The following is a 21,917-nucleotide window of genomic DNA, read 5'->3' on the forward strand; positions in this document are numbered from 1 at the left end:
CTTATGTAATTCTTCTTAAATCGTTAACATCATATTATCTAAAATAACATTAACAGTCAATAATTATTTATCGTTTAACAATAAATAATTATTTACTAGACTAATAAAAAAAGGTTTGCGAAGCATATTAAATTCCTTCACAAACCTTCTAAATTATAAATATTTACACTTCAAATCTCTTGCTTAATACAATGTACATTGCGCAAAATAACACGAATATCCCAGCATAAATTAACAAAATCTCTACACTAAACATATCCGACAACGGACCAAATATTATCATTCCTAAAGGAAGCGCGCATGAATTCGCAATTTGTAAAAGGCTGAACATCCGTCCGTGCATCGATGGTTCTACTTTCTCCTGCAATAACACAGTAACTGGTGTATTGAAGCACGGCATTGTTATACCAATTAAAAAATTAAATACTAAATACATAATAAATATCGGTGCTATTCCGAGTCCAATCATAAGCAGTCCATATAATGCACAAGCTAGCGCTGTTGTATACATACGATTACGAAAGCCACCCCACGCCGCAATCAATACGCCACCAGCTGCCGCACCCGCACTAAAGGTCATCTCACTAGCAGTAAGTCTCCACATTTCGGCCCCGAAAGAACGAGTTACCATTAAAGGTGTTAAAAAAGTAGCTGGACTTATTAAAATCATGATGATAATCAATAAAACGATTAGCCTTTTAATAAATACATTTTCTTTTAAATAAGAGAATCCTTCTTTAATTCCTTGTAGATTAGATTTTTGCTTATTCTCTGCATTCACATGTCCCTCTACTTGAATGATAAGCATAATACTAATTCCAATCATAGCCGTAATAACATCAATAAAAAATGTTGTTTCAATGCTGGCAATAGAAAGAATCGTCGCACTTGCTGCTGGAGAAAGAAACATAATTAAAGATGTAATACTGCTATTTATTCCATTTACTTTCATAAGATACTCTTTCGGAACAATTTGCGGAATTAATGCATTTACAGCTGGCGTTTGTACTCCTGTTCCAGCTGAACGAATGAGTAATACAATAAAAAGTAACCAAATACTTTTATATCCTGTTAAAAATAAAATTGCTAAAACTAACGTCGCAATCGCTATAATCCCATCCGATAACATAATCATCTTTTTACGGTCATAACGATCAATCCAAACACCTGCAAACAAAGATATCGTAATTTGTGGTAGGAAACCGCAAACAGTTGAAATGGTCAACATCACTCCTGATGATGTTGTAAGGGTGATATACCATATAATCGCGTATTGCACGAGAGAGGAACCGAACAACGAAATAGTTTGAGCGGTCAAAAATAATATAATTTTCGTTTTCCAATTGTTTTCACTCATATGTTTCACACCCCCTTAACTAATCCTGTCTCTATATGAAAGATGCTATCTGCCCAATCAAGATAAAAACTCGCTTCGTGAGATACGAGGATAATGCTGCCCTTAAACTGAATTAGCGCCTTTTGCAAAGCTTCCTTCGCTTCTGCATCTAAATGATTTGTCGGCTCATCTAAAATTAAGAAGTTACAAGGTGATAGTAATAATCCGCACAGTTTCACCTTCGATTGTTCACCACCACTTAACGTACGAATTTCTTGCGAAACATGCGTATCTTTCACACCACACGCAGCTAAATGATGGCGTATTTCCTTCATATTCAGTTTAGGAAACTGCTCTGAAATAATTTGAAGTGGCGTTAGAGAATCATTGCTCCAATTTAAATCTTGCTCATAATATCCAATCTTTATTTGCTCTGAAAAGTGAAACTCTCCAGAAATACTAGCAATATTTCCAACGATTGTTTTTAATAAAGTAGATTTCCCTACTCCATTGAAACCTGTAATAACAAGTTTTTGCCCACCCATTACTGAAAAATTCAACTTTGGTAAGAGAGCGAAGTCGTAACCAACTTCAAGGTTATTTACTTCAAAAACTGTCTGAACTGAAATGGGAAGTTCCTGAAAATGAATAGACGGTTTATGAGTAAAACTTGGTGGCGCAATTCTTTCCATACGCTCCAATTGTTTTCGACGACCTTGCGCTATTTTTGAATTCACCCCAGCAATATTTCTACGAATATACTCTTCCGTTTTTTCAATTTTCTTTTGCTGTGCATAATATTGGCGAATGTAATCTTTTCGCAAATGCTCCTTCTGCCTTACAAAATCTGAGTATTTACCGTAATACTTCTTAACTGTTCCGAACTCTACATCACATATGCAAGAAGTTACTTTTTCCAGAAAATCAAAATCATGTGACACTACAATAAACGCTCCTTCAAAATTCATTAAATAATTAGCAAGCCACTCCACATGCTCCTTATCAAGAAAATTCGTCGGTTCATCTAGTAATAAAATATTAGGCTCTTCTAATAAGAGCTTCGCTAAAATTACCTTTGCACGCTGCCCTCCGCTTAATTCACCAATAACACGATTCATCCCAATCGCATCAATACCTAAACCGGCTGCCACCTTATTCGTAATACTGTCTACTGAATAAAAATCACGAGCCTCAAGCTGCTCTTGCATTTCAGCTGCTTTTAGTAGTTGATTCTCATCTCCAGTCATCGCACTTTCTTCATATAACTTGTTCATTCTCTTTTCCATTTCATACAAATCATAAAAAGCTCTCTTTAAATATTGTGAAATGGTATAAACCTCATCAATTTCAGCGTATTGATCAAGATGCCCAATTTGAATATTAGGTTGCCACTTTATGTCTCCCTTATCAGAAATAATTTCCCCCACCAATATTTTCATTAATGTGCTTTTTCCTGCACCATTCTGTCCAACAATTCCCATATGCTCCCCTTTATGCAAATCAAAAGAAGCATTTTCGTATAATACTTTATCTATAAAACTATGTGATAAACTTTCAACTTTAAGTAAACTCATTTTTATTCCTCTTTTCCTGAAATTAAAAAAAGCAGAGAGATAGCGTCATTCGACACTAGCCCTCTGCTTCGTGGTTTTTTCTATACTACTCCAATTTACAGTAAAGACTCATCGGAATAATATACACAAAGGGCCATAGACAAAGCATTGTCTATGGCCCCTTAATCTATTTTATACACCAGCTGAAAAACCATAACGAAATAAGCATAGATAAACTATACTTTTTTAGAAAAGTTATTCAGCCGATGAATATAGGGGATTTATACCCCTTGATTAAGCTCCGTACAACGCTTCACCGTATACATTTGTGCGGAGCAAAGTTTTCTAATGAGTTTTACAAATTTTATATAAAGCATATTCTGCACCTTCCTTAATACTTAAAAGGGATTTTAGCATACGGTTTTACGAAGCGTCAACATTACTTCCGAATCTTTCAACTACTTGTTTTCAAAATATTGCTTCTGAAACATACACATTCTTATCGCATTATGATAGTTACCATCAACGAAAAACTCATCGATAAGTTCGCCTTCTACCATAAATCCAACCTTTTTATAAACATGTACTGCTTTTTCATTTTCCTTATCCACAACTAAATATATCTTATGCATATTTAATACAGCGAAAGCATAATCCATTGCTAAACGCGTCGCCTCTACTGCATAACCATATCCTTGATAATTCGGATCAATAATAATTTGGAATTCTGTTCTACGATGAATATAATCGATTTCTACTAACTCAACTAATCCAACCATTTCATTGTCTTTCTCAACGATAAATCGGCGTTCGCTTTGATCATGTATATGTTTATCGTATAAGTCTTGCAGCTCCACAAATGCCTCATATGGCTCTTCAAACCAATACGACATAATATGCGCATTATTATTCAGTTCGTGTACGAACTTTAAATCTTCTCGTTCCAATGGACGTAACTTCAATTCCTGATTCATTCCTATAACCTCCAAGTAAAAGAAACCTCTTCACTTAATTTCTCAATTTTTTTCGATTTCAAACGCCCTAATTTCATTGTAAACTTTCAAGCAACTTGAAGGTCAAGATGTAAAAAAGTAGTGCAAACTTACGTCTGCACTACTACTCTTTTCTCAAATCTCTCATATTCGATATGTATAAAGCAATAACTAAAACAAGAATTGCTCCTGCGTATAATAACGTCTCCATCGGTTCCTCATGAGACACAATAATCAATCGAATTAAGGCCGTAATTCCGATATAAATAAAATAGCGTAACGGGAAATGATAATTCGATTTAAAATACTTAATAATTAATGCAATGAACTCGAAGTATAAGAAATAGACGATGATACTTTCAACCAATTTATAAGACGTATACTCTTTTGCCGAAAAAATATACTGCACGAACGTAATTGTCTCATTCACTAAGAAAATTGATAACACAATGGATAATATAATTAAGGCTATATTTAATATCCATTGCAAAACACTAGCTATAACATGATCGATATTAAATGACTTCATTTTCTCTTTAGACTCCCCTTCGTATAAGTACTTATTTATTATAGCAAAATTACGATTGGAAAGAAGTTAAATCATATATTCGTCCTTTGTTGTTTCCAGTGTAGGGAAGATTTAGTGTGTGGAGAATTCTGTTTACAACCATACCCGACGAAACATGGAGAAACTCTTTCAAATTACCATTCGTACATGTCTTACTAATGAGCAATGCATAATCTCGTATAGCATCCACATGTGCCACTTTTGAAAAATCTTTACAACTTGTACAACGCCAACCCTTCTTAACTTTAACCATTGGAATAACTAAGCATTTCTCACATTGTACTCCATTTAGCAACTCCTCTTTTTCTATTTTATATTGCTCAAGTATATTTTGTTGAAGTGGAGAATGCTCCGCTATTATTTGATGAATGAGCCTATCTACATTATCTATAACTTTTCTCTTATATTTACTTTCAAACCACTTTATTTTATGAGGTAAATTGGCACTATGAATAATTGTATGAAGAAGATTGTCATCTGAAGATTTTATAATGGTACGAGGCGAGCTAATAACAACGAGGGACTCAATTGGAAGACTAGAGGAAAATCCATGTGAGTTTAACCATTTCTTTAGTTGTATTTCTTGCCTTTTTATTTGTAAAACCGGATCTGGAAATCCCTCTGAATTTCCTTCTGTTATTCGGATAAGTTGATTAAACTTTGCATCAAACATTAATGTACCTGCTATATTTTTTATCTCAAGAAAAAGAAGAAACTTTGTGGAAAGGATAATAGTATCAATTTGAAAGTATTTATCATAATTACATAAGCGAACATCATGTAAAACACTATACTCTTTCTCAGAAATAAAACTAAGCGGATAATCAATCGCTTGCTCTCCTTTATACCCCGCCATGTGTTTTGCCAAGTTTTCTCCAATTAAATTTCGTTTCGGATGATGTACAGGTAACCTTCTAAGAAGTGCTTCTAACTGTCTTATATAAATCGGCATTTTTCTCTCTTTCACAATCACCTCAAACACCCCTTTACAAATATATCAACGATTTTTTCAATATATCTATCACAACTCACAATATATCAACGATTTTTCCAGTATATCGATTGGTCGACAATATCTGACACTACCTCACTCCAATCACTCACAGCATATCCTATGAAAAACATCTTCAGCAAAAACTTAAAATCGCATTTCCTCATAAAAAAACATAACCCGCTCCTCCAGCAAAGGTATGGTTTTTAACCCTGTGATGCCACTCTATCTATAACCTTGCTGTGAATTCCACAAAATCCATTTGTACTTATACCAACTTTCACTTTTTTCACACTGAAACTATATCCGTTAAAATCGTTTCATAACGTTATTACTTCCGCATAGCTACAATTTATATAATAACGGTACAGTACAAATAACGTGCTGAATCACTAAGTATGGGGGAATAACGATGAACGAAGCGTTACTATTAGTAGACATACAAAATGATTACTTTGAAGGCGGCAATATGGAATTACATCAACCTGAAAAAGCCGCACAAAAAGCGAAAGAAGTTTTGAAAGCATTTCGTGAAAAACATAAAACAGTTATTCACGTACAACATATTGCGAACAATGAAGGAGCTACTTTCTTCTTACCCGATACAATAGGTGTTCAAATTTATGATGATGTACAACCGATTGCTAACGAAAGAATCCTACAAAAACACCACCCCAACAGTTTTTTAAGAACAAATTTATTAGAAACATTACAGACAGAGAAAATAGACCGACTAGTCATTTGCGGTATGATGACTCATGTATGTATTGATGCAACAGTGCGCGCTGCCAGTGACTTCGGATTTCAATGTATTGTAATTGAAGATGCTTGTACAACAAAAGATTTAGAATTCCAAGGAAATCTAATCCCCGCAGTACACGCTCATCAATCGTTCATGAGTGCATTAGAGTTTGGTGATATTTATGCAACAGTCATGTCAGCAAACTGTTTTATAAACAAAAGCAAATAAAGAATTACAGTTCCATATGAAAAAAAAGAAAGGATAAGTATCTTATTCTTTCTTTTTTTCCATTGTCTTAATGACAGTATTTATACGATAATCACCATAATGTAAAACATCTGCAAGAGCCTCTTCTAATTGCTGATGCGAAGATGTGTGAAGAGTCATGATATAGCATCCATCGCCGCTTATACGATACATTTCAGTAATTACGTCCGTTTTTTCAAAAAAGTTTTGAATTTGATTATGATAGTGCGGTGCATGCAAAAATAGTGTAACAAAGGTCATAATAGAACCTTCTAGCTTCGCCCTATCGATATTTATCGTATATTTTTGAATGACACCTGCTTCTTCTAATTTATTAATTCGTTTCCCAACAGCCTGGCCAGTCAAATGTACTATCTCCCCAATTTCCTTCCAGTTCATTCTAGCGTTTTCTTGTAGTAATTGTATAATCTTAAAATCTGTTGAATCAAACATGGACATCCCCTTCCTATACGAAACGAATTCTATAAAATCTTCATTTCTCCTACAGTTTTTCTCAAAAGTTTTGCACTACAATCGATTAGCTCTATTAGCAATTACATTATTGTTAGTGGCTTTCCTTCTTCTTTACAATGTATTTTTTGGATTACTCGTAGCCACTACAGTAATCTAGCGATTTTTTATAAATATGAACAAATTTTAGGAATTAGTTTATCTTTTTTTAATGTTTTATTTAGAGGCAGTTTATAGTCGGGTATTAACATAAGAAACGTAGCAACTAAGTTCATATATGACGCACTGCTACTATAATCGCTAACCGTACTACTTGAAATCATAAAATAAGGAGACGATAAAACATGAACAAAAAAGCAAAAGCACTATCATCCGTATTGCTCGGATTCACATTAGCATTAACAGGGTGTGCTGGTACTAAAGCTGAAGAAAATCATGGGAAACAAAAACAAGAACAAGTTGCTAAAGAAACAAAAAAGGAAAATAAATTAACTAAAGGGCAAAAAATGACTAATATTCTTAGCGAGACAAATTGGCAAGGTACACGAGTGTATGACAAAGATAAGAATGACTTAACAAAAGAAAATGCAAACTTCATTGGTCTTGCAAAATATGATGCGAAGTCAGGCAGATATGAATTTTTTGATGCTAAAACAGGTGCAAGTCGTGGCGATAAAGGAACTTTCTTTGTCACAAATGATGGGAAGAAGAGAATATTAATTTCAGAATCAATGAAGTATCAAGCTGTCGTTGACATGACAAAACTAAATAAAAATGTATTTACTTATAAACGAATGGGGAAAGACGCTAACGGTAAAGATGTAGAAGTTTTCGTTGAACATGTCCCATATAAAGAAAAAGAACTTTCTTTCACTGATCCGGACAAGCAGCTGAACACGACTACAGGCGATATTGTTAAAAACGTTGATGGAGATAAAATTTTAGGCGGTACCCTTTGGCACGGAACAAAGGTATTAGACAAAGCTGGTAACGATGTAACACAGTTTAATTCGAATTTTATAAGTTTAGCAAAATTTGATGACAAATCTAATAAATATGAGTTCTTCAATAGCGAAACAGGTCAAAGCCGCGGTGATTATGGCTACTTCGATGTTGTACACGAAAATAAAATAAGAGCCCATGTTTCCATTGGAAATAATAAATACGGTGCTGCTCTTGAGCTTACTGAACTAAATAAGAATAAATTTACGTATAAAAGAACTGGTAAAGACCAAGCTGGTAAGGATATAACTATATTCGTTGAACATGAACCTTATAAAGGTGATATGAAACCACAATTTAGTTTTTAAAAACGTTTGATTAAAGATCCTGTACTGAGTTGCAGGATCTTTCTTAAGACAAAATCATTTACGATTCTCTTGAAAGAAATCTTCTCATATCCACCCACAACTCTTCAGCTTAATTGTTGAATATAACAACTTTAAAAAGCCTTACTACACATAAATTGTAGTAAGGCTCTGACTATTTAAGATAAACATTAAACGACTTCATTATCTCTATACAAATAAAGTTTAGCAAATAATGTTACTATCTCCTCCAAAGAAAAGAAACCTTATTTCAACTTTCCTATTGATAAGTTAACACGATAGTTCCCATATTTTAATAGTCGTCCTAGAAAGTTATCTAAGTCTTCGTTGGAAGCAAAATGTGTTTTTAATAAATAACACCCCTCACCACTTATACGGTGTACTTCAGAAATCCCTTCTTCTCCTTGAAAGAAATTCATAAACTCTTGGTGATTAGCTGTTGTTACGAACAAAGTAACAAATGCAGTCACTACTTGTCCTAATTTGATTCGGTTTATTGCAATTGTATACTGTTCAATAATCCCTAAATCCTCTAATCTTCGAATTCGATTTCCTACAGCTTGCCCCGTCATATGTATTTTTTGGCCAAGTTCTTTCCATTGTATTCTTGAGTTTTCTCCTAATAATTTCAGTATCTCAAAATCTGTTTGATCAATGATATAAACCAATCCTTTCACCGTGAAAGTAGAAAGCCCGAAAGTGTTTCGCCAACTTATTCTGCTTATCGATACAATTCACTATACTTAGTTTATCCTCTTACATCACATTATTTATCAGCTATATTTACTTATAACACAGAGGACACAACAAAAAAATACATCTAGATTTAAAGGAGGTTACAAATATGTTATTACAAGAAATTCTATCGTTCAATGAACATTTTGTAGAAAATAAGGAATACGCTCCTCGTGAAGCGACAAAAATGCCTAAAAAACGTATGGTTGTTGTTTCTTGCATGGATGCTCGTTTAATTGAGCTACTTCCAAAAGCTTTAGATATACACGATGGTGATGCAAAAGTTATCAGAAATGCAGGTGGTAAAATTGCTTCTGCTTTCGATAGTGTTATGCAAAGTGTTGTAGCGTCAGTATACGATTTAAATGCAGATGAAATCTTCCTTATTGGACACCATAGATGTGGCGCGAGCCAAACGAATCCAAAAGGAACACTTCAAAAAATATTAGATCGCGGAGTAGCTTCATCAGAAATTTTATCAGCGATTGAATATGCTGGTATTGACCTTGAAAAATGGTTATTCGGATTCGATGATGTTTGCGACTCAACGCAAGCTAATGTTGATTTAGTAAGAAATCATCCACTTATCCCAAAAGATGTTCCTGTACATGGTTTAGTTATTGACCCTCACACAGGTAAATTAGATGTAGTGGTTGATGGATATAAAGCGTTAAATAGTAAAACAAAATAATAATTATCACGTATATGAAGGGAAGTTATGAGATATGAAAAAACAAGTATTAGATATGAATAGACAAGAAGCTACGCAAAAAATTTTAGCGGCAAAAATTAAAAAAGGGTTAACTTGGGAAGAAATTGCAAAAGTAAGTGAACACTCTGAGACTTGGGTTGTAACAGCGTTATTAGGACAAGCTACAATGACACGTCCAGAAGCAGAAGAAATTGGTAAACTATTAGAATTAGATGAAGAAGTAGTTCAAGCATTAACAGTAGTTCCACTTCGCGGCCAAGTAATGGAAATGCCTCCTACGGATCCGATTGCATATCGTTTATATGAAATGATGTTACAATATGCACCAACTATTAGAGAATTAATCTTAGAAAAATCCGGCGAAGGTGTAATGAGTGCAATTAACTTCAACTTGGGTGTGGATACACAAGAAGATCCAAAAGGTGGCGATCCTCGCATCGTAATTACACTTAACGGTAAATTCTTACCATTTCGTGCATGGTAATTAATTAAAAATCTATCTATATCATTAAATTAATTTTATAGATTTACAAAATCCATCCTTTTTAATCTAACTGTGTAGAAAGGATGGATTTTTAATATGAGATTCTTTTTCGGCAAAGGAGAATAATATGAATAAAGAATACTTTGATACGAGCTTTAATATTCTACAATGGTTTGTGTTTCTATTAGCAAATGCAATTGCATTACCTATAATTATTGGTGGCATATTCCATTTACCAATAGAGGATGTCTCAACATTAATGCAGCAAACTTTTTTAGTGGTAGGAATAAGTTCATTTATACAAGTATGGTTTGGGCATCGCTATCCCATCGCGGATGGGCCAGCCGGTTCATGGGTAAGTATATTTGTCATATCGGGACAAATCGCTATGCATCAGGGACAAAGTGCAAAAGACGTGTTGCAACTTTTAGAAGGCGGGTTAATTATTGCAGGTATATTACTCTTCATACTTGGTATAACAGGGCTTGTACATCGAATCTTACGTTTATTTACCCCTTTAGTTACAGGAACTTTTCTTTTAATCTTAGCACTTCAGCTTAGTGGTGTGTTAGTAAAAGGAATGATAGGATTACAAGGATCTGCAACCCATCCTGACTATACAACAGCTACTATTGCTCTCTTTGTTTTTGCCCTTATTACTTTCTTATCAATTAAAGGGAAAGGATGGATGAAAAGTTACGCTGTATTACTTGGAATTTCATGCGGTTGGCTTTTGTATGCAGTATTAGGAAAATCATCTCATATGCCTTCGCACACAACACTAGTTAAGTTACCAGAGATATTTGCTTGGGGCACACCTAGATTCGATATTGGAATGACTCTAACTGCAACTTTATTTACATTTCTTTTAGTTGCAAATACAATCGCTGCTATTTCGGCTGTAAAACAAGTGGCTCCATTATCTAAAGAAAATGAAAAGCAAACACTGAACCGTGGTGTATGGGTCGGAGGTATATCACATATTATCTCGTCGTTGTTCTCTACAATTGGAATTGTACCATTACCTGCATCAGCAGGATTTATCAAACTAACAGGACAAAGAAAAGTGAAGTCGTTCCTTATAGCAAGTCTTATATTAGCAGGAATTTCTTTTATTCCCTCAATTGTAAACTTTATATCCTTGCTACCAGGACCTATTGCTAATGCTGCACTTTTAGCAACATTTGTCCAAGTAATAGGCATTTCATTTCAATCCATTTTACGTGAAGCAGTAAATCAACGCCGATTAACTATATTAGGAATTTCATTATTAATCAGTTTAGGAATATTGTTTCTTCCAGAAAGTGCATTTAGCGGAATTCCTTCTTCCTTACAATATGTTTTAAGTAATGGCTTACTTGTGGGTACCATGCTTGTCATTCTATTAGAACAATTTTGGAAAGAGTAAAAAGCGCCCTACTTATAGGGCGCTTTTTTATACTTAATGACTAATACTAGCTGTTGGGTATAATGTTGTTCCTCCAATTGAAACTTTTATTTCATTTGTTAATGGAACGTTTTGTTCATTAATAATTGTTCTCCACCATTCCCATGCAAGACCTGTACATTCTCTTGCTACAATTTTTATATTTTTTGAATTCGGCGGAAGAGGGATAACTGTAGAGTAATGAGCCGTTTTGTCTTTTCCACTACCATCCCACGTTTTATGTGTTAGTACTTCGTTACCCTTTTGATCAAATGTGAATTCATCCCAAGATACATCAAATTGAGCAACGTAAGCACCGTAATGATCAAGTGTCATTTTAGCACTTGAATATTCTGTAGTTGTCGTCTCAATATAATCTGTATTGTTATGAACAGCAGCAGTTGCATTATCTTTTAAGAAAGTACTTGTATATGAAATTGGGTATGCTGGATTTTTAAGACTTAATTCAGCATTATCTTTAATAATATTTCGGATTTCATTGAAATCTTTAGTAACAACCTTGTTATGCTCTTTCGCATCTCCGCCTAATACTACAGCAGTAAAGGTACTTTCTTCAAAAATATCTTTATACTGTCCACTTGTTTCAACGCTGTTATTCTTAAGTAAGGCTTTAAAAGCAGCTTGTACATCTTTGCTCTTAGATGTTGTTTCTAATTTTACATAAATCGTTCTACCATAAGCTACATTTGAAACCATAACAGGTGGAGCCGAATTACTTACGCCTTTTCGAGTTAACTCGTCAAAAGTAACGCTATTATCAAAAAGGTCGGATGGATTGTTAGGTAGTTCAGCACTTACCGTATAAAATATTTGCTTATACGCCGCTACCATCACTTTTTTCTCTCCATTTGCAACCGCATTAAAATCAATGTTTAGACTGTTATCAAGATATTTAGCGTTAACATTAAGAGCACTTGCTATTTGTGATTTACTATAAACCATAGATTCCGTATACTGCATTCTTGCAGGTAACGTATGTGTTGTAGAATACTTTTCATTCCAAGTAGATACTAAATCGTCTACTGCTCCAGCTACATTACCATATGTCGGATTTTGGACAGTGATTGTATTTTCTTTTCTCATGCCCGGTAAGTCTATACTAATATTCAAAGGCTTTCTCTTAGCCACTAATAAACTTGGTTGATTGTCTGCAAAAGCTTTATTTGCAAGTTGTACAGCTCCTGGATACGTGCGATTCACTACAGAATCAATAATTGAAATATCGACTGGTGACGTTGTAAGTGATTTTTTCTCGCGTTCCACTACTACAAATTTACCATTTGAATTGATACTTTCTTTCGGAACAAAACTTTCTACTTTATCACCATTTACAGCTAAAACCTCTTGATTATTATATTTAAGATTTGCTATACCAGTATTAATGCCACTAGCATTTTTGGTTACATCAGTTACATTACTGGCTTGTGTTTCTGCGAAGGAAATAGATGAATAATTAATAGTGCATAGACTAACTAATAAACATGTAAGGAACTTTCTTCTTTTAGTGTTTTTCTTAATATTCAGAAAAATCACCCCGTTCTTTTTTTAGTAAAATATGATAATGATTGATAAATGATAGCTAACTAATAAACTTACATAAATGCTTTTAAAAGTTCTTGAATTAACGGGATTACGCCACCTACAAATTTTAAAACTGCCATTGCGATTTCCATATTATTTCCTCCTTTTTATTGCTACGAAAATATGATTTATCTTTATGCCCTCATTATAGTGACCCCTTACACTTTTATCAATACACTCTGATATGCAATATTACATATACAAAAAACAAGCTGAATTCTTTTGAAAAATTATACAGAGATATTTTTTCCACTTGGTACATACTTGAAAAGGTGAAGCATTCTTTTGCATTTTATGAGTAATCACATAAAAAAAGCTGCTGCCTATAAAATACAGACAGCAACTTCAACTAGAGTGTCTTGCATAATCTACGCAAGACATTTTATAACTAATAAACAGCGATTGGCCCATAAGGACCATTAATAATCTCTATTTTTGTTTCAAAAATATCTGTCAAAAGTGTTGGGTCCATAACTTCTTCTACTGTTCCAAAAGCAGCAATTTGTCCATCTTTCATAGCACAAATTTTATCCGAATATTTAGCTGCAAAATTTATGTCATGCATGACAGTCAAAATTGTTCGTCCAAATTCATTAGCTGCACGTCTCAAATGCTCCATCATTTGAACAGAACGAGCAACATCAAGGTTGTTCAAAGGTTCGTCCAAAAGTACATATTCCGTCTCTTGGCACAATACCATCGCTACATATGCCCTTTGTCTTTGACCACCAGAAAGCTCATCTAAATATCTATTCTCTAAACTAGTTAAATCTAAGAAATCGATATATTTAGAGATGATAGCCTCATCTTCTTTAGTCAATCTTCCCTTTGAATAAGGAAAGCGCCCAAATCCAACTAGTTGTCTCACAGTAAGCCTAGTTACAAAATGATTTTCTTGTCGCAATATAGTCAAAACTTTTGCTAAGTCTTTTGATTTGGATTCAGAAACATCCATATTTGCTACCTGAATTTGACCTTCATCCATATCTAAAAGTCTGCCAATCATCAAAAGTGTCGTTGACTTTCCAGCGCCATTTGGTCCAATTAAAGAAGTAAAGCCTGCTTTTGGTATTTCAATATCCAAAGGTCCTATTTTTACCTTATCAGTATAGAACTTTTTAACATTATCAATTTTTATCATAAAGCCCTCTTCCTTAAAACTATAGTTAAGAATATGATTCCACCGAATAATTCAATAATAACTGAAACTACACCTTGAGCATGGAATACATGATACATTAAAAAGTATGCGCTCGTCATTATTAAAAATCCTATAGCAAAAGCCATCGGAAAAATATATCTATGATCATAAGTTGACGCTGCCTGATAACTCAAAGTTGCCACTAAAAAGCCGTAGAAAGTAAGTGGCCCAATTAGAGCTGTTGAAATGGACATTAAAATAGCTACTAATACAAGCGTATAAATTACACTAGGTTGGTATTTAACTCCAAAAGAAGTAGCAACATCCTTTCCTAGTGACAAAACATTCAAATTCTTAGAATGAGCAAAAATTAATACTGCTACAATTATGATCATAGGAATTACAATAGGAAAATATGCAGGATCTGCATGATTAACAGAACCAAATAATCTTGCTTGTAAAATATCAAATTCTGAAGGCGCAAGTAGTTTTCTCATGAAAGTTGACACTGAATTTAGCCCGGTACCAATAATAATTCCAACTAAAAGCATAAGTTGTAAATTCCCGTATTTACCGGAAAGTAACCATCCATAAAGTATCAAACTCATGAAGACCATAACAACAACTTGGAATAAAAATGATCCAATTCCATTAAAATTTATTAACGCACTAGCACCAAAGAAGAATACTGTACTCGTTTGAATTGCTGAATAAAGTGATTCGAAACCTAAAAGCGATGGAGTAATAATTTTATTATTCGTAATAGATTGGAAAGCAACTGTCGACAAGCTATGGCAAACCGCAGCAATAATCATTGCAACAATAGCTACTATCCTTCTCTTAACGACTGGGATAAAAGAAGGTGAATCTATCGGAACTGGATTGTTATAAACTAAAAGTCCATATGAAGAAAGAAGACCTAAAGCAATCAATGTTATCAGTAAAATCCAATAACGTCTTGCTTCCTTCTTAGACCGAAAAGCGCTAGCTGATCTACTTTCATTATGAAGGCTAGAATCGATTTCGACATTTTCTTTTTTTCTATATTCTAATGTGATCATCGTAGCCTCCTTGGTTTTCTTTGTCTCAATAAAATAGTAATAAACACGACTGCTCCCACTGTTGCAAGTATTAAAGAAACAGGTAATTCAAAAGGCTGTATAATTGTTCGAGAAATGATGTCACAGGCAGTTATTGATCCCATTCCGATCACACAAACCCAAGGTAAATTACTCCTAAGATCATCACCTCTAAACATTGAAACGATATTTGGCACAATTAATCCTAAGAAAGGTAAGTGTCCAATAACAGCTGCAACAATTCCAACTGCAACAGAGATAAGAGCAGTCCCAAAAAGAACAATTCTATTGTAATTAACTCCAAGACTTGTTGCGACATCTTCTCCTAGTCCAGCTAAAGTCAATCTATTAGCATACATAAAAATAAGAAAAGTAATGATAACAATCAGCCATAAATATTCATATCTTCCCACCTGAATGTTAGCAAATGAACCTACAAACCAAGTTTCAATACTTTGCGTCTTTTGAAAAAGGAGTCCTAAAAAAGTAGACACTGCAGAAATTACTGCTCCAAGCATCAATCCAATAATCGGAACAATTAAAGACGAACGAAGCTTAACTCTTCTTAAAAATAGAAAGAAAATCATAGTTCCTATAAAAGAAAAAATGATTGCACCAGTCATTCTTTGAACTAAAGTCGGGGCAGGAAATAATAAATACACAAAAAGCAGGCCTAAGCCTGACCATTCAATAGTCCCCGTTGTAGTAGGTTCAACAAAGCGATTCTGTGTAATGAGTTGCATTACGAGCCCTGCCATCGCCATCGCAGCTCCAGTAAGCATTAATGCAGCTGTTCTCGGAACACGAGTTATGAAAAACATCTCTGTCCCGTCCTCTTGTCCACGTATATCATAAACTCCAGTAAACAGTGATATAATCCCTAAAATTATAACAACTATAACTGCTATTATAAAAGGTTTTGTCCATAATTTATTGTGATTATAAAACTGGGGTTGAGAAATATTCTCAACCCTAGAAATTATATTTTTTGACACTGTTTCGTACTCCTTTACACTACTTAGCTAAAGTTTTTGCCATATTTCCAAATAACTCTATATAAGTTTGAATTGATTCATTTGTGTAAGTATCTTCTGGTGCATAAATAACTTGTTTTTTAGAAACAGCAGTTGTGTTTTGAAGAGCAGGTGATTTAGAAATAACATCCTTAGCAGGTGTTGACTTAGCTGCATCAGATGTTGCAGCATCACGATCTAATACGAAAATCCAATCAGGATTTGTTTGTGCAATAGCTTCAACAGAAACGTCATCACCTTTATGACCTGCAGTAGAATTTGAAACTTCTAACGCTGGAGTCCAACCGAAAATTTCATACATTGGTCCCCAAACGCGCCCAGAATGTGGAGCAGCAAAACCAATATTACCACCAGTAACGATAACACTCATAACTTTATCTTTTCCGTTATAAGCAGATTTTGCTTTTTCAATAGATTTATCAAAATCAGCTACTAATTGTTTAGCTTCTTTATCTTTATTAAAGATTTTTCCTAAAGTAACTGTAGAATCTTTAAGTCCTTTTACTAAGTTTTCGCCAGGCTTAGTAGCTTTCTCAGAGACATCAAAATTAAGATCAATAACTGCTGCATTTGGTACTAATTTTTTGATTTCTTCGTAATGGTCAGCAAATCTTTGACCAACGATTACAAGGTCAGGGTTTGCCGCTGCAATAATTTCAAGATTTGGTTCACGGTGATTCCCAATATTTTGAACTTTTTCATCCTTTTTATATGCTGAATCAGCAGGCATGATATCCTTTGGAGCAGCCGCTAATTTAATTCCCCAATCAGATAAAGTTTCAAAAGTTCTGTTATCCAAAGCAACTACATTCTTTGGGTTTACAGGGACTTTAACAGTTCCATGAGCATCAGTGATTTCAACCGTTTTTGGCTTATCACTACCATTATCTTTATTATTAGCCTTCGAAGTTTCTTTACTTGAATCTGAGCAAGCTACTAACATTAAAGTGAAAATTGCTAGAATACTCACTAATTTTAAAAGCATAGATTTTTTCATATGTATACTCCTTATAGTGTGATTTATTTCGAAAATGATGACATCCATAGATTGAATTAGAAGGTAACTTTTATTCAATTGAATCGCTATTGATAATCATTTTCATTTGAACATCCTGTTAATTAGTATAGTCATTAATTCTGTGAAAATCTTGTGAATGGTGTGAATTCATAAAATCAGGCAAACAAAGTAATATATGAAGTCGGGCGTGTTGATTAACCTTTATTCTTCAGAGCGTGTCGATTTTTTTCGAGTAGACACTTTCATTAGATCCGGTCTCAACTAATGCGCGCTAGAATCGTCCCCTACACAATACCCAAAAGATGAGCACCTTATAAACCATAATTTCCCCTGCAAAAAATGCTCATTAATAGCTAATGTTTTCATAATCCATTACCTGATAGAAATATTTTTTTACATCTTTTAATACTTCTCAGAAACTATTTGATTATCACATTTAATAAAAAAACGAGTAAAACTGAATGAAATAGTTTTACTCATTTTTTTATTATCTTATTTTTATCAGTCAATCATTGAATAGCCTCTGCCATGTATCGTTTGAATATATCTGTCTTTCTTCTCGCACTTTAACTTTTTTCTTACATACCCAATATATAAGTCTACTACATTTGGATTTACTACTACGTTATATCCCCATACTTGATTCAAAAGCATTTCACGGCTCAATATTGTGTTTTTGTTTTTGATTAAAAATACAAGTAAATCATACTCGCGCTTAGTAAGTGAGAGATTTTCGCCACCTTTTTTCACAATATTGCTAGATGCATCAACAAAGAGATCTTTAAACTGAAAAAATTTCATCTCATTTTGCTGGATATAGTCACTTCTCCTTAAAATCGCTTGAACCCTTGCTACTAATTCTTCTTTCACAAATGGTTTCCTTATATAATCATCTGCTCCTGCTTGTAGCCCTGCTATGCAATCCTTACTAGAAATATTGTCGGTCACAATAATGATCGGTGTCGTTTTAACAAGTCGTATTTGTCTGCAAATTTCTGGTCCCGATATACTTAATGAGTCCCAATCCAATATGATAATATCCCAATCTTGTTCATATATTATATTTAAACCTTGGTTTTCATTGTGAAGTTTTAAAATGAAATAGCCTTCTTGCGTTAGACCGCTTACAATTTTCTTTGCTGAAGACCGTTCATTTTTAATCACCAACACCTGCTTCACCGATGGTTCACCTCTACTTCAATATAACTTATTTAGATAAAAAATTATCCTGAAAAAACAATTTAAGATTTATAAATTAAAAATCCCTAAATAATCCATTAAAACAGCTTATTAGGAGAACTCTATATAATCTTACAATAGGTATGGTTAAAAACACAAAACATATGAATATTCGAATAAAACGAATTTATAATTAAATGAGCGGAGATGTTCATCCCCCACTGAATATCAGTCCTCACCAATCGAGCTTTGACTGGATAAAATTGTGATATTTAAGGGATAACACACAAGGTACATTGAGGATGCAATTGAAAGAACCAAGAAATTAGATACATTCTATTTTTAGAACCATAACTTTTCCATAAACAAAAAAAACCATAAGCTTGCCGTGTGTTTTATTAATGTAGCTTTGGAATAATGTTTGGCCAAATTGATACTAATAACCTTAATAAACGAGCAAGTGGAAGTGACGCTTTCGTTAGTTAATAGGTCACTTTGCTCTCTTGATATGCTTTCTTTACCCGTTCAATTTGAGCGAGGTGTCCTTATATATATTGAAGATCTTTCAAGGGCTAGAAGGGGCACCTGTGCTGGGAAGTGCAAAGTAGATTTCAGTAAAAGGATAAAAAGTGTACGGTGCACTTTTTAAAAAGGTTTTTGGTAATCATTTTGCAGTACGTTAAGGTATTCATAGTGTTGCAAATATCTATTTTCTATTTCGCTACGAATATCACCGTATTATCGAAAATTAATTTGCAACACAATATATGCAACGTTATGGCGCCATAAAAATCAAGCCCAAGTGGAGTGTTGCATAAATGTTAATTTTTGCAACTGTCGACGCATCGTGTATTACATTTTCTGTAAGTTACTTTACACTTCACGGCACGGTTGCTCCCTCTACCCCTTCAAATGAAAATAACCTAAATCTCGGATACATAAATTATTTATTGTTAAAGTTGTTCTTTGGCAGGTTTATCCAAACATATATAGAAATATGAAAAAGTAAATTTTAATCTGACCAAAGGAGATGAAGAAATTGTTAAAAAAAGTCGGTATAGGAGTCTTTTCTACAGCAATTGTATTAAGTGCCAGTATAGGTTTTTCAGGTATTGTATCAGCAGATAGTTCATCTGCAAATGAACAAGTTAAGAATGGAGATTTTGAGGATGGGCTAAATAACTGGATTTTATCTAATCCTAATTCTTCTACCGAGAATATCGGCACTTCTGAACCAGCCAATCATTATCTCAAATTAATACATGCAGACACAGCCTATCAGCCTGTTACTGTAAAGCCGAATACAGAATATACATTAACATTTGATATAGCGGGAAGTATAGGTTCTCCATCAGAAGTAACAGTAGGTAATCTGAATGCCCATCAAGAAATCGTTCCATTAACAAAAAAGCAATATTCAGGATTTAAGCCGGAACATCATGAGATGAAGTTTAAAACAGGGGAAGATGTGTCAAACTTTGCTGTCAAACTTGCTTCTACAGCAAATGGGAGGGTTAAGTTTGATAATGTACAATTAAAGGAGAAGGAGAACCCTTATATTTTAAATATTGATTTTGACCACAATTCAAGTTTAGAACCTTTTAAACCAGCATATGGCTCTTTAATTTACAATATTGAAGAGCATGCAGGAGTAAATAATTCTAAAGGACTTCATTTTAGTTCAGGAGCTGGTCATCTTAAGGGAGACGTAACTTTGAAGCCTAATACTACATACATCATGTCCGCATCTGGAAAAGTATCGGGTCCTGAAAAAACCTTATTTGTAGGAGCACAGTCTCCTGGGGGAGAAAACACATTTGTTATGACGTTTACTTCCACACAGTATGAACAAAAATCGGTTGAATTTACTACTCTAAATACTAATAATCCATATAAGGTCATCTTACAAATTAATGGATATGTTAACATCGGTGATGCCTATCTTGATGATATCGTACTAGTTGAAAAGTAGCCATAATTAAAAATATATTTCTATCATTGACACATGAAAACAATTCTAGAAATGAGTCGCCATATGCCCATCAACTTAAGGATTTTATAACGCCCCAAAACGAAAAAAATGTACATTTTTTTCGTTTTGGGGTATTTGCTATTCTTAGATTGATGATGATGTGATGCTATCCCTAAAAGTCGCGACTTTATTTAAAGGCGACATTAAAAATATTCTTCAAATCCTGGAAACATAAGTTGGCCGTAAACTAAAAGAAGCATAAGTTGGCCAAAACGGCCATCTTATGCTTCTTGTTATACAAAATAAAAAAACCACCAAATATGTATTGGTGGAGACGGTGGGAGTCGAACCCACGTCCAAAAATATCGGCACTTAAGCTTCTACGAGTGTAGTCGATATATTAGCATTTCGCGAACTCTTCGGCCTATCGACAGGCTTCCAAGTTGCTAGTCTGGTTGTTCTCTTCCTTTGTCCTCAGACGGCGAACTCCGGCGTAGTCCACTTAGTTTGAGTCCCTTACCCTACCACATGGACGATGGAGGGAGGAACCTTTAGTGCAATTAAGCAGCTAAAGAAAGATTGTTTTGTTTGCCAATTATAGGCTTTGACGTTTTAACGAGGCCGATCCCCTCGACTCGCAACCTAAGCTCGAACTATCCCTGTCGAATCCGTAACGTCCCCATGATAAAAATGGAGCATACGAAGAAAATATCGTGATAGCTACTAAGAGCTGTTTTTCAATGTGCAACAACCTTACATAAGTTATTATATCATACGCGCGCCGTTTTACAAATGTAAATATCTGTATTACATCTTTTGGCGATCACGGAACACGCGTGCAATTTCACGTTTCGCTTCTTTCTCTTTTAAATCGTGACGTTTATCGTATTGTTTCTTACCTTTTGCTAAACCAAGTGCCATTTTTGCAAATCCATTTTTCAAATAGATTCTAAGTGGAACTAATGCGTAACCTGTTTCTTTTGCAGCGCCTGCTAGCTTATCAATTTCTTTTTTATGAAGAAGTAATTTTCTCGTACGAAGTGGATCATGGTTGAAACGATTCCCTTGTTCGTACGTATTAATGTGCATATTATGAACCCATACTTCACCATTATGTACACGTGCAAACGCATCTTTCAAGTTCACGCGACCAGCGCGAATCGACTTAATTTCCGTTCCTTGAAGGACAAGCCCTGCTTCGTATGTTTCTTCAATGAAATAATCATGAAACGCTTTTTTATTTTGTGCAATAACCTTACCTGTACCTTTTGGCATATAACGTCCCTCCTCTATTTTTACTATTGTAAC

Annotated in this window: 20 protein-coding genes and 1 other RNA gene; 6 read left to right on the top strand and 15 right to left on the bottom strand. The window is 34.2% G+C overall.

The window, feature by feature from the left end; genetic code table 11:
- Positions 1-163: 163 nt before the first annotated feature.
- From DN400_RS04375 to DN400_RS04395, 5 genes are all read right to left on the bottom strand, one after another.
- The gene (locus DN400_RS04375; protein ID WP_147801559.1) at positions 164-1,357 is read right to left on the bottom strand and encodes an MFS transporter; all 1,194 of its coding nucleotides are present in this window, start codon (positions 1,355-1,357) and stop codon (positions 164-166) included.
- 5 nt (positions 1,358-1,362) lie between these two features.
- Complete coding sequence (locus DN400_RS04380; protein WP_065229537.1) at positions 1,363-2,910, bottom strand: ABC-F family ATP-binding cassette domain-containing protein; 1,548 nt, start codon at positions 2,908-2,910, stop codon at positions 1,363-1,365.
- Positions 2,911-3,347: 437 nt separating this feature from the next.
- Entirely contained in the window at positions 3,348-3,863 is a 516-nt protein-coding gene (gene speG / locus DN400_RS04385) for a spermidine N1-acetyltransferase (RefSeq protein WP_001071095.1), read from the bottom strand.
- Between the two features lie 142 nt (positions 3,864-4,005).
- A complete protein-coding gene (gene psiE, locus DN400_RS04390) occupies positions 4,006-4,410 on the bottom strand; it encodes a phosphate-starvation-inducible protein PsiE (RefSeq protein ID WP_000834708.1) in 405 nt (134 codons plus the stop codon).
- 49 nt (positions 4,411-4,459) lie between these two features.
- A complete protein-coding gene (locus DN400_RS04395) occupies positions 4,460-5,416 on the bottom strand; it encodes a nuclease-related domain-containing protein (protein ID WP_072940943.1) in 957 nt (318 codons plus the stop codon).
- A gap of 436 nt (positions 5,417-5,852) precedes the next feature.
- On the opposite strand from DN400_RS04395, the gene DN400_RS04400 reads away from it, so the two are divergent.
- On the top strand, positions 5,853-6,410 hold the full coding sequence (locus DN400_RS04400) for a cysteine hydrolase family protein (RefSeq protein WP_098907519.1): 558 nt from the start codon (positions 5,853-5,855) through the stop codon (positions 6,408-6,410).
- 42 nt (positions 6,411-6,452) lie between these two features.
- Here the strand turns inward: DN400_RS04400 and DN400_RS04405 are convergent, their stop codons facing one another.
- Positions 6,453-6,887, bottom strand: coding sequence for an Lrp/AsnC family transcriptional regulator (locus tag DN400_RS04405; protein WP_053563387.1), 435 nt, complete (start codon positions 6,885-6,887; stop codon positions 6,453-6,455).
- Between the two features lie 356 nt (positions 6,888-7,243).
- On the opposite strand from DN400_RS04405, the gene DN400_RS04410 reads away from it, so the two are divergent.
- Complete coding sequence (locus DN400_RS04410) at positions 7,244-8,209, top strand: DUF4822 domain-containing protein (protein ID WP_147801560.1); 966 nt, start codon at positions 7,244-7,246, stop codon at positions 8,207-8,209.
- A 263-nt stretch (positions 8,210-8,472) separates the two neighbouring features.
- Here DN400_RS04410 and DN400_RS04415 read toward each other — a convergent pair whose 3' ends face one another.
- On the bottom strand, positions 8,473-8,904 hold the full coding sequence (locus DN400_RS04415) for an Lrp/AsnC family transcriptional regulator (RefSeq protein ID WP_002008929.1): 432 nt from the start codon (positions 8,902-8,904) through the stop codon (positions 8,473-8,475).
- Positions 8,905-9,071: 167 nt separating this feature from the next.
- On the opposite strand from DN400_RS04415, the gene DN400_RS04420 reads away from it, so the two are divergent.
- The 3 genes from DN400_RS04420 (at position 9,072) to DN400_RS04430 (ending at position 11,566) form a co-directional block, all read left to right on the top strand.
- Entirely contained in the window at positions 9,072-9,653 is a 582-nt protein-coding gene (locus tag DN400_RS04420) for a beta-class carbonic anhydrase (protein WP_000926482.1), read from the top strand.
- Positions 9,654-9,708: 55 nt separating this feature from the next.
- A complete protein-coding gene (gene cynS, locus DN400_RS04425; RefSeq protein WP_025118105.1) occupies positions 9,709-10,158 on the top strand; it encodes a cyanase in 450 nt (149 codons plus the stop codon).
- Between the two features lie 127 nt (positions 10,159-10,285).
- Positions 10,286-11,566 (top strand): purine/pyrimidine permease, encoded by a 1,281-nt coding sequence (locus DN400_RS04430; RefSeq protein ID WP_001031669.1) that lies wholly within the window; start codon positions 10,286-10,288, stop codon positions 11,564-11,566.
- Positions 11,567-11,599: 33 nt separating this feature from the next.
- Here DN400_RS04430 and alo read toward each other — a convergent pair whose 3' ends face one another.
- The 6 genes from alo to DN400_RS04460 form a co-directional block, all read right to left on the bottom strand.
- Positions 11,600-13,138, bottom strand: coding sequence for an anthrolysin O/cereolysin O family cholesterol-dependent cytolysin Alo (alo, locus tag DN400_RS04435; RefSeq protein WP_000576745.1), 1,539 nt, complete (start codon positions 13,136-13,138; stop codon positions 11,600-11,602).
- Positions 13,139-13,574: 436 nt separating this feature from the next.
- Complete coding sequence (locus DN400_RS04440; protein ID WP_000590061.1) at positions 13,575-14,327, bottom strand: iron ABC transporter ATP-binding protein; 753 nt, start codon at positions 14,325-14,327, stop codon at positions 13,575-13,577.
- Positions 14,324-15,388: an iron chelate uptake ABC transporter family permease subunit gene (locus DN400_RS04445; RefSeq protein WP_000631245.1), complete on the bottom strand. Its 1,065-nt coding sequence runs from the start codon at positions 15,386-15,388 to the stop codon at positions 14,324-14,326. Before DN400_RS04445 ends, DN400_RS04440 begins: the two co-directional genes overlap by 4 nt.
- Positions 15,385-16,401 (bottom strand): ABC transporter permease, encoded by a 1,017-nt coding sequence (locus tag DN400_RS04450; protein WP_025686661.1) that lies wholly within the window; start codon positions 16,399-16,401, stop codon positions 15,385-15,387. Before DN400_RS04450 ends, DN400_RS04445 begins: the two co-directional genes overlap by 4 nt.
- Positions 16,402-16,420: 19 nt before the next feature.
- Positions 16,421-17,437: a siderophore ABC transporter substrate-binding protein gene (locus DN400_RS04455; RefSeq protein ID WP_097924553.1), complete on the bottom strand. Its 1,017-nt coding sequence runs from the start codon at positions 17,435-17,437 to the stop codon at positions 16,421-16,423.
- A 522-nt stretch (positions 17,438-17,959) separates the two neighbouring features.
- A complete protein-coding gene (locus DN400_RS04460; RefSeq protein ID WP_025118102.1) occupies positions 17,960-18,637 on the bottom strand; it encodes a response regulator transcription factor in 678 nt (225 codons plus the stop codon).
- Positions 18,638-19,676: 1,039 nt separating this feature from the next.
- Between DN400_RS04460 and DN400_RS04465 the strand changes: the two genes are divergently transcribed.
- Positions 19,677-20,609: a carbohydrate binding domain-containing protein gene (locus DN400_RS04465; RefSeq protein WP_000915083.1), complete on the top strand. Its 933-nt coding sequence runs from the start codon at positions 19,677-19,679 to the stop codon at positions 20,607-20,609.
- A gap of 326 nt (positions 20,610-20,935) precedes the next feature.
- Here DN400_RS04465 and ssrA read toward each other — a convergent pair.
- Positions 20,936-21,290, bottom strand: a transfer-messenger RNA (tmRNA) gene (ssrA, locus tag DN400_RS04470).
- A 126-nt stretch (positions 21,291-21,416) separates the two neighbouring features.
- Complete coding sequence (gene smpB, locus DN400_RS04475) at positions 21,417-21,884, bottom strand: SsrA-binding protein (RefSeq protein WP_001123920.1); 468 nt, start codon at positions 21,882-21,884, stop codon at positions 21,417-21,419.
- Positions 21,885-21,917: the final 33 nt, after the last annotated feature.

The sequence above is a fragment of the Bacillus sp. AR8-1 genome (genome assembly GCF_008042345.1).
GTDB classification, from domain to species: Bacteria; Bacillota; Bacilli; order Bacillales; family Bacillaceae_G; genus Bacillus_A; species Bacillus_A cereus.